Annotated in this window: 6 protein-coding genes; all 6 read left to right on the forward strand. The window is 68.0% G+C overall.

Features of this window, described 5'->3' with window-relative positions; translation table 11 throughout:
- Positions 1-64: 64 nt before the first annotated feature.
- Positions 65-1,675 (forward strand): AMP-binding protein, encoded by a 1,611-nt coding sequence (locus tag BMY97_RS22310; RefSeq protein WP_177231490.1) that lies wholly within the window; start codon positions 65-67, stop codon positions 1,673-1,675.
- An 84-nt stretch (positions 1,676-1,759) separates the two neighbouring features.
- Positions 1,760-3,412: an ABC transporter substrate-binding protein gene (locus tag BMY97_RS22315; protein WP_091619114.1), complete on the forward strand. Its 1,653-nt coding sequence runs from the start codon at positions 1,760-1,762 to the stop codon at positions 3,410-3,412.
- 64 nt (positions 3,413-3,476) lie between these two features.
- Positions 3,477-4,481, forward strand: coding sequence for an ABC transporter permease (locus BMY97_RS22320; protein ID WP_091619116.1), 1,005 nt, complete (start codon positions 3,477-3,479; stop codon positions 4,479-4,481).
- A complete protein-coding gene (locus BMY97_RS22325) occupies positions 4,478-5,347 on the forward strand; it encodes an ABC transporter permease (RefSeq protein ID WP_091619118.1) in 870 nt (289 codons plus the stop codon). Before BMY97_RS22320 ends, BMY97_RS22325 begins: the two co-directional genes overlap by 4 nt.
- Positions 5,344-7,371: a dipeptide ABC transporter ATP-binding protein gene (locus tag BMY97_RS22330; RefSeq protein ID WP_091619120.1), complete on the forward strand. Its 2,028-nt coding sequence runs from the start codon at positions 5,344-5,346 to the stop codon at positions 7,369-7,371. The genes BMY97_RS22325 and BMY97_RS22330 overlap by 4 nt, the downstream gene beginning before the upstream one ends.
- Positions 7,372-7,500: 129 nt before the next feature.
- Positions 7,501-7,685 (forward strand): hypothetical protein (locus BMY97_RS47800; protein WP_218156836.1); only part of this gene is annotated, 185 nt, incomplete at its 3' end.

Below are 7,685 nucleotides of genomic sequence, written 5' to 3' on the forward strand. Positions count from 1 at the left end.
CCGCGCGGCCGATGACGGAATTCCGCGCTGTCCCCCGACGATCGCTCCGGAAGGGCTTACCGAGATGCATCCGATCACCGACTTGCCGACGTTGCTCGCTCTGCGTGCCGAGTCGTACGGGAACAAGACCCTGCTGTCCCACAGCGACAGGTGCTACACGTACCGGGAGATGGATGAGGAATCGTCGCGTTTCGCGGGCGCGTTGCACGAAATGGGCGTGAAGAAGCAGGACTCGGTTGCGGTGATGTTGCCCAACTGTGGTGAGTACATCGTCGCCTGGATGGGGATCGCGCGGCTGGGCGCGGTTCAGGTGGGTATCAACACCGACTACGTCGGTGCCGGTCTGGCCCACTTGCTGGAGTTGGGCGAGGCCAAGGTTCTCGTTGTCGCCGAACAGTATCTGCCTGCCATCGCGGAGATCGCCGCTTCCCTGCCGAAGCTGGAGACCGTGATCGTGGCGGGCGAGCTCGCGGGGGCTCCCGATCTCGGGCCGCAGACGGTGTGCTCGTTCTCTTCGGCTCTCCGCTCCGATTGCCGTCCGCCGGAGGTCGAGCTCGCCGGAACGGATCTGCTGATGCTGATTTTCACCTCCGGGACGACAGGCCCGGCCAAGGCGGTATCGATCTCGCACGCGTATTGCCTCGACCTGGCCAGGCACCTCATCCGCAATTTCGAGTACCGCGAAAGTGACGTGCTGTACTCCTGTTATCCGCTGTTTCACACGGATGCGGCAATCCTGACCTACGTGACCGCCCTGGTGCTCGGCGCCACCGCCGCTCTGGGGCAGAAGTTCAGTGCGCGCCGGTTCTGGTCGGACGTGCGACGCCACGACGCCACGGTGTTCGACTTCATGGGCGCGGTGCTGGCGATCCTGCTGAAACAGCCGCCGCATCCGGATGAGCGCCGGCATCGGGTACGGCTGGCGATGGGCGGTCCGAAACCTGACAATTGGCCGGAGTTCGAAGCGCGCTTCGGAGTGAAGGTCGTCGAGATCTACGGCGCGACGGAGATGGGCCACCCGGTCTGGGATCCGCTGACCGGTTCGCGGCGCGCGGGAGCGGCCGGCCGGATCGACACCGGTCGCTACGAGCTGCGGATCGTGGATCAGGCCGACAACGAGGTGCCCACGGGCACAAGCGGCGAAATCGTGGTGCGGCCACGGTTCGCGGACCAGCACATGTCGGGCTACTACCGCGATCCGGACGAGACCGTGCGCGCGTGGCGCAACCTCTGGTACCACACGCGCGACCGTGGGCGGGTGGACGAGGACGAGTGGCTGTACTTCGAGGGCCGGATGTCGGACGCGATCCGCAAACGCGGGAACAACATGTCGGCGACGGAAATCGAGGAGGTGCTGCAGGGACACCACGAGGTGGTCGAGGCCGCCGCGATCGGTGTTCCCTCGGAGCTGACGGAGGAGGACGTGAAGGTGGTTGTCGTCCCCCGGGAGCCGGGGTGGCGCGATGCGCAGGGCCTGGTCGAGTGGACCCGCGGCCGGATGCCCGAATACATGCGGCCCCGCTACGTCGAATTCGTCGAAGAGCTGCCGAAGAGCTCGACCGGAAAAGTGCGGAAAGCCGAATTGCGGAGTGTCTGGGACCAGGGGACGGTGTACGACGCGGGGGACGGTGGCAGGACGAGTACCGGCAGGTGGCTCAGTTCCGGTCGCAGCTGATGGACGAGGTGCCGCGGTTTCCCGGCTCTGGCGGCCGGCTGTTTCACCGCGCATACCAAGGATTGTCATCCCCTAGGAGAACTGATGAGACGTCCTGATCTTGATCGAGTCAGGCCCCGCCTGACCGAGTTCGAGAACCACGTGGTCGACGAGCTGGCGGCCGGCCGGTTGTCGCGCCGCGACTTCCTGCGGCGGGCATCGGTGGCCGGCATCGCCCTTCCCGTCGCGGGCTACGTGCTGAGTGCGTGTGGCGTGCCGGCTCCGGCGGGTGGCGGCACCAAGCCGAAGCCCGGCGGAAACCTGCGGGTGGGCACCGTGACGCCCACCGGAGCGCCCAATCCGGCGCTCGTCGCGGACGAGGGTGGCACGCAGCTCATCACGCAGACCGGTGAGGCACTGGCGTTCAGGGACGTCGATCGGACCCTCAAGCCGATGCTGGCGACGAAGTGGGCGCCCAACCACGACGGCACCGTCTGGACCTTCGACCTGCGCCAGAACGTCCGCTTCCACGACGGCAAACCCTTCTCCGCGGACGATGTGGTCTACACCTTCGACCTGGCCACGGATCCCGCCACCGGTTCGAACGCGCTGTCCGCGCTTCGCGGCGTGCTGTCGAAGGGGAACGTCGAGAAGGTCAACGAAAACCGGGTCGCGTTCCACCTGGACGCGCCGGTCGGAAACTTCCCCTACCTCATCTCGTCGGACTTGTACAACACGATCATCGTCCCGAAGGGCTATCCGCTGGAGGACTGGCCGGCCACGTTCATCGGCACCGGCGCGTTCAAGCTCGAAAAGTACACACCGAAAGCGGGGGCGACTTTCGTCCGGAACGACGCGTACTGGGGACAAAAATCAATTGTGGACCGGCTTTCGGTGACGTTCTACGACTCCCAATCGGCGGAAGTCGTCGCGCTGCTGGGGGGACAGGTCGACGTTCTCGGCTCACTGAGCGCCCAGGGCGGGCAAGCCGTTCTCGGCAATGACGCGATCACGGTGGCCACGACGAGAACCAGCGCGTACCGCGAGCTGCACCTGCGAGTCGATCAAGGGCCGTTCACCGACAAGCGGGTGCGGCAGGCGCTCGCGCTGACCCTGGACCGGCCCGCGATCATCTCGGCGTTGTTCGGTGACAAGGCGGAGCTCGGCAACGACAGCCCGCTGGCTCCCATCTTCGCGGCGACCACCGGCGCCGTGCCCCAGCGGGCCCGGGATGTGGCGAAGGCTCGTTCTCTGCTCGCCGCCGCCGGGTTCGCCCGGGGGCTCTCCGCCCCGCTGGTCGTGGAGACCCTGGGCGAAATCCCCGCCTACGCACAGCTGGTCCAAGCTTCTGCCAAAGACGCGGGCATCGATCTCCAGCTTCGCACCGAGTCGGCGACCGCGTTCTACGGGGACGCGACGTTCGGGAACTCCGACTGGCTGGATTCCGCCGCGGGCATCGCCGACTACGCCGGGCGCGCGGTGCCGAACGTCTACCTGACCTCGACCCTCAAGAGCGGTGGGGTCTGGAACGCCGCCCACTTCGCCAACTCGACCTACGACGGCCTGGCGGCTGAATACGTGGCGGCGCTGGACGTCCAGAAGCAGCGGGCGGCCGGGGACAAGATCCAAGCGCTCCTGCTCGACGAAACCCCGACGATCGTCGGCTACTTCTTCAACTGGCTCAACCCGATGGCGAAGAACGTCGCCGGTGTGAAACCCGGCTGGCTTCCCAAGTTCGACCAGGCGGGTCTGGCATGACCGGCCCGATTCCGTGCGGCCTCACCGCGGCGGCCTGTTCCGGGCCGCAGACCGGAGGCCGGCGATGGCGACGTTGACGGGACGCCGGTTGAGGAGGTCGTTGCCGAGCGGTGCGCCCGCCAGGTTTGTGCTGCGCCGGTTGGGACTGCTGGTCATAACGCTGATCCTGTTGTCGCTGCTGGTGTTCTTCGCCGGGCAGCTGCTGCCGGGCAACCCGGCGCGCGCGATCCTGGGGCCGCTGGCGCCGCAGTCTGCCGTCGACGAGCTGAGCCGGCAGCTCGGGACGGATCGTTCACTGGTGGTCCAGTACGGGCAGTGGATCGCGCACGCCGTGGGCGGGAATCTGGGGCTTTCCTACACCTTCCACCAGCCGGTCGCGTCATTCCTCGGGCCGGCGCTGGGCCGGTCCGCGCTACTCGCCCTAGTGGCCTTCGCGATCTGTGTCCCGGTGGCCGTACTGGCCGGGGTGCTCGCCGGTCTGCACGCGGGAAAGGCGATCGACCGGATCATCGGCGTGGTGGGGTTCTCGGCACTCGCGCTGCCCGAGTTCGTCTCCGGCGTCCTGCTGATCCTGGTGCTCGGGGTCTGGGCGCACGCGTTCCCGGTGCAAGCCGTGCCACCGGCGGGATCCGGGTTCGCGATCCAGCTCTACTACTTGATCCTGCCCGCCGTCCCCTTGGTCATCGTCCTGTTCGGATACCTCATGCGCATGGTGCGGGCCGGGGTCATCGAAACGCTCGCGGCCGACTGCACGCGCACCGCCGAGCTGAAAGGACTGCCCCGCCGGCGTGTGATCTTCCGGCACGTGCTGCGCAACGCCCTGCCGCCGACGATCACCGTCCTGGCGAGCCAGGCCGGTTACGTTCTCGGCGGTCTCGTCGTGATCGAGCAGCTCTTCCACTACCCCGGTATCGGCAGCCTGATCTTCACCGCCACCCAGGCGAAGGACTTCCCGATGCTCGAAGGCGGAGTCCTCTGCCTCGGTGTGACGTTCATGATCATCACTTTGGCGGCGGACCTGCTCACCGCGTTCCTCCGCCCCGGAAGCATTGAGGTGAGCCGGACATGACCGTGCTGGATCCGCCGGCCCTCGTGAGCACACCCCAGCGACCGTCGAGACGTGCGGTACGGGATCTGACGCGTTCGGGCCCGTTCGTCGCCGGCGCCGTGATCCTGCTGTTCTGGGCTGTCTGCGCGGCCTTCGGCACGCACCTCGCGCCCTACCCTCCTGATGCAGTCGACCTGCACGCGATCAACGCCGTGCCCTCGGGCCGGCATCTGTTCGGAACCGACCAGCTGGGACGCGATGTGTTCTCCCGGGTGCTCGTGGGATCACGATCGGTCTTGCTGGTGGCTTTGTCGGCCAGCTTTCTCGGCACCGCGGCCGGTGCCGTGATCGGCCTGCTGGTCGGGTTCTTCCGGGGAATCGTGGACGAGGTGGCCGGGCGCATCTTCGAAGCGGTCATCGTGCTGCCGTTGATCGTGACGGCGCTCCTGGTGATCGCGGCTCTCGGCCCGAGTTCGACCACCGTGGCGCTGACGATCAGTGTGATCTTCGTGCCGATCGTCGCCAGAACGACACGGGCGGCCGTCCTGGCGGAGGTGCGGCTGGACTACCTGCCGGCCGCGCAGCTGCGCCGGGAATCACGGGTGTTCACGATCTTCGGCGAGCTGCTCCCGAACGTGCTCGCGCCGATCCTGGTGGAGTTCACAGTGCGCTTCGGCTACGCCATCTTCGTGGTCGCCACTCTGTCCTTCCTCGGATTCGGGGTCCAGCCGCCCACGCCGGACTGGGGACTCGACGTCGCGACGAACGTAGCGCTCCTTTCCGCGGGGTACTGGTGGGAAGTCGCCTTCGCCGCGCTGGCGATCGCGTCCCTGATCGTCGGCGTCAACTTGATTTCCGATTCGATCGAGCGGCTGGTGAACCGATGACCGACACGCAGACCGAGCGGGACATGCGGCCTGTCCTCAGCGTCGAGGGCCTGAGCCTCGGCTTTCACAGCCGCGATGGGGTGGCCCCGGTACTCGACTCGGTGTCGTTCGACATCGGCAGGGGGGAGGCCTTCGGACTGGTCGGAGAGTCCGGCTGCGGGAAATCGACCGTGGCCTATTCCATCGTGCGGTACCTGGCTGCCAACGCGCGCGTCACAGGAGGATCCGTCCGCCTCGACGGCAGGGATGTGCTGACGCTCGGCGGCCGGGACCTGCGCCGGTTGCGGGCGAGCGCTGTTTCGATGGTGTACCAGGACCCTTCGCGGGCGCTGAACCCTTCGATGCGGATCTGGCGCCAGGTTGCGGAGGTGTACGAGCTGGCGGGGAAGTCCGGCTCGCAGGCGCGTCGGCTCGCCGTCGAGGCACTGGATCGGGTGCAGATCCCCCGCCACCGCGAAGTCGCGCGGCGCTATCCGCACGAGCTGTCCGGCGGGATGCAGCAGCGAGTGGTGATCGCGATGGCCTTGGCCGCGCAGCCCGCCCTGCTGATCCTGGACGAGCCCACCACCGCCCTGGACGCCACCGTCGAGGCCGGCGTCCTGGACCTGATCGCCCAGCTTCGCGCGGAGCACGCGACGTCGGTGCTCTTCATCACCCACGACCTGCGCCTGGTTTCGCGGATGTGCGATCGGGTCGGCGTTCTGTACGCGGGACGGCTCGTCGAGGTCGGCCCGTCGCGTGACGTGCTGAGCGACCCGCACCACCCCTACACAGCCGGGCTGCTGCGTGCGGTGCCCCGCGGAACCGCGAAGGGCAGCGGCCCGCTCGAGGCTATTCCCGGGGCTCTGCCTTCGCCGGGGTCGGTCGTGCGAGGGTGCGCGTTCGCCGATCGCTGCGCACTCGTCGAAGATCGTTGCCGGACGGAATCCCCCGGGGTTCGCGAGGTCGGCGACGCACACGTCGTGCGGTGCTTCGTGCCGAAGGCCGCACGGAAGCCGGTGCGGCTGGTACCGGTGGCCGTCGAACGCCCGCCGGCGGATCCGGCGCCGGCGCCGCTGCTCAGCATCCGCGGGCTCACGAAGACCTACGGCCCCCGCGGCGCCGTCTCCGCGGTCGCCGGGGTCGACCTGGAGGTTTTCGCAGGCGAAGTGCTCGCGCTGGTCGGCGAGTCGGGAAGCGGCAAGACGACCCTCGGGCACGCGGTGGCAGGACTGGTGACGCCGAGTTCCGGGACGGTCGAATACCGCGGAAAGCCTCTGGCTGGCCGCGCCGACAGGCGATCCGACGACGAGGTCACCGGGATCCAGGTGATCTTCCAGAACCCTGACTCGGCGCTCAACCGCCGGCACACCGTGCGGAGGTTGCTCGGCCGCGCGGTGACCCGCCTGGCCGGGCTTCGCGGCGAACGGCTGGTGGAGCGGGTTACGGAGCTGGCCCACGGCGTCGCCCTGCCGGATCGTTGCCTGGACCTGCGGCCGAAGCAGCTCTCCGGCGGGCTCAAACAGCGGGTGGCGATCGCCCGTGCCTTCGCAGGCGACCCCGCGCTCGTCGTCTGCGACGAGCCGACGTCGGCGCTCGACGTTTCGGTGCAGGCGACCATCTTGAACCTACTGGTCCGCCTGCAGGGCGAGAACGGTGTCGCGTGCCTGTTCATCTCGCATGACCTGGGAGTCGTTCGCTACCTGGCTGATCGCATCGCCGTGATGTACCGCGGCCGCATCGTCGAGGTGGTGCCGGCCGAGCGGATCATCGACGGTCCCCGCCACCCCTACACCGAGGTGCTGATGTCGGCCGCAGATCCGGCCGGGGGCCGAAGCGGTCTGCCGGCCCCCGCGGGTTCGGCGCTGTCGAGCCACGAGGCGGGCTGCGTTTTCAGCCACCGGTGCCCGAGACGGCTCGGTCCGCTCTGCGACACGGACGAACCGCCTCTCGCCGACGCTGGAGGCGGGCAGCTGATCCGGTGCCACCTCCCGGTCGCCGACCTGGGGCGCACCGGTTCCGCGCCGGAAGTTCACGCTGGGTGATCGGTAGTCGCGTCCGCAGGTTGGCGGAGCGCTTCCGAGACCTGGCGGGTTCGGTCAATACATGCCGGCCGTGGTCGACGACCCTGGCTGAGAGGCATTCCCTGGAAAAAGCAGATTGGACGATGTGCCATGGAGATTGTGGTTCCGCCGGAGTGGTCTCGCGACGCGACCCTGTCGAGCCAGGTGTGGTTCGGGATGGATGCGGCGACGCGGGGGATTGTGCATGACAGGTGGGGTTTTGATGCGTTGGTGGAGTTGGAGTTCAAGTTTCTGCGGACGCATCAGGAGGCGCATTTCCTCGACGGGGCGGCCAA

It is taken from the genome of Amycolatopsis saalfeldensis (genome assembly GCF_900110575.1).
Classification (GTDB): Bacteria; Actinomycetota; Actinomycetes; order Mycobacteriales; family Pseudonocardiaceae; genus Amycolatopsis; species Amycolatopsis saalfeldensis.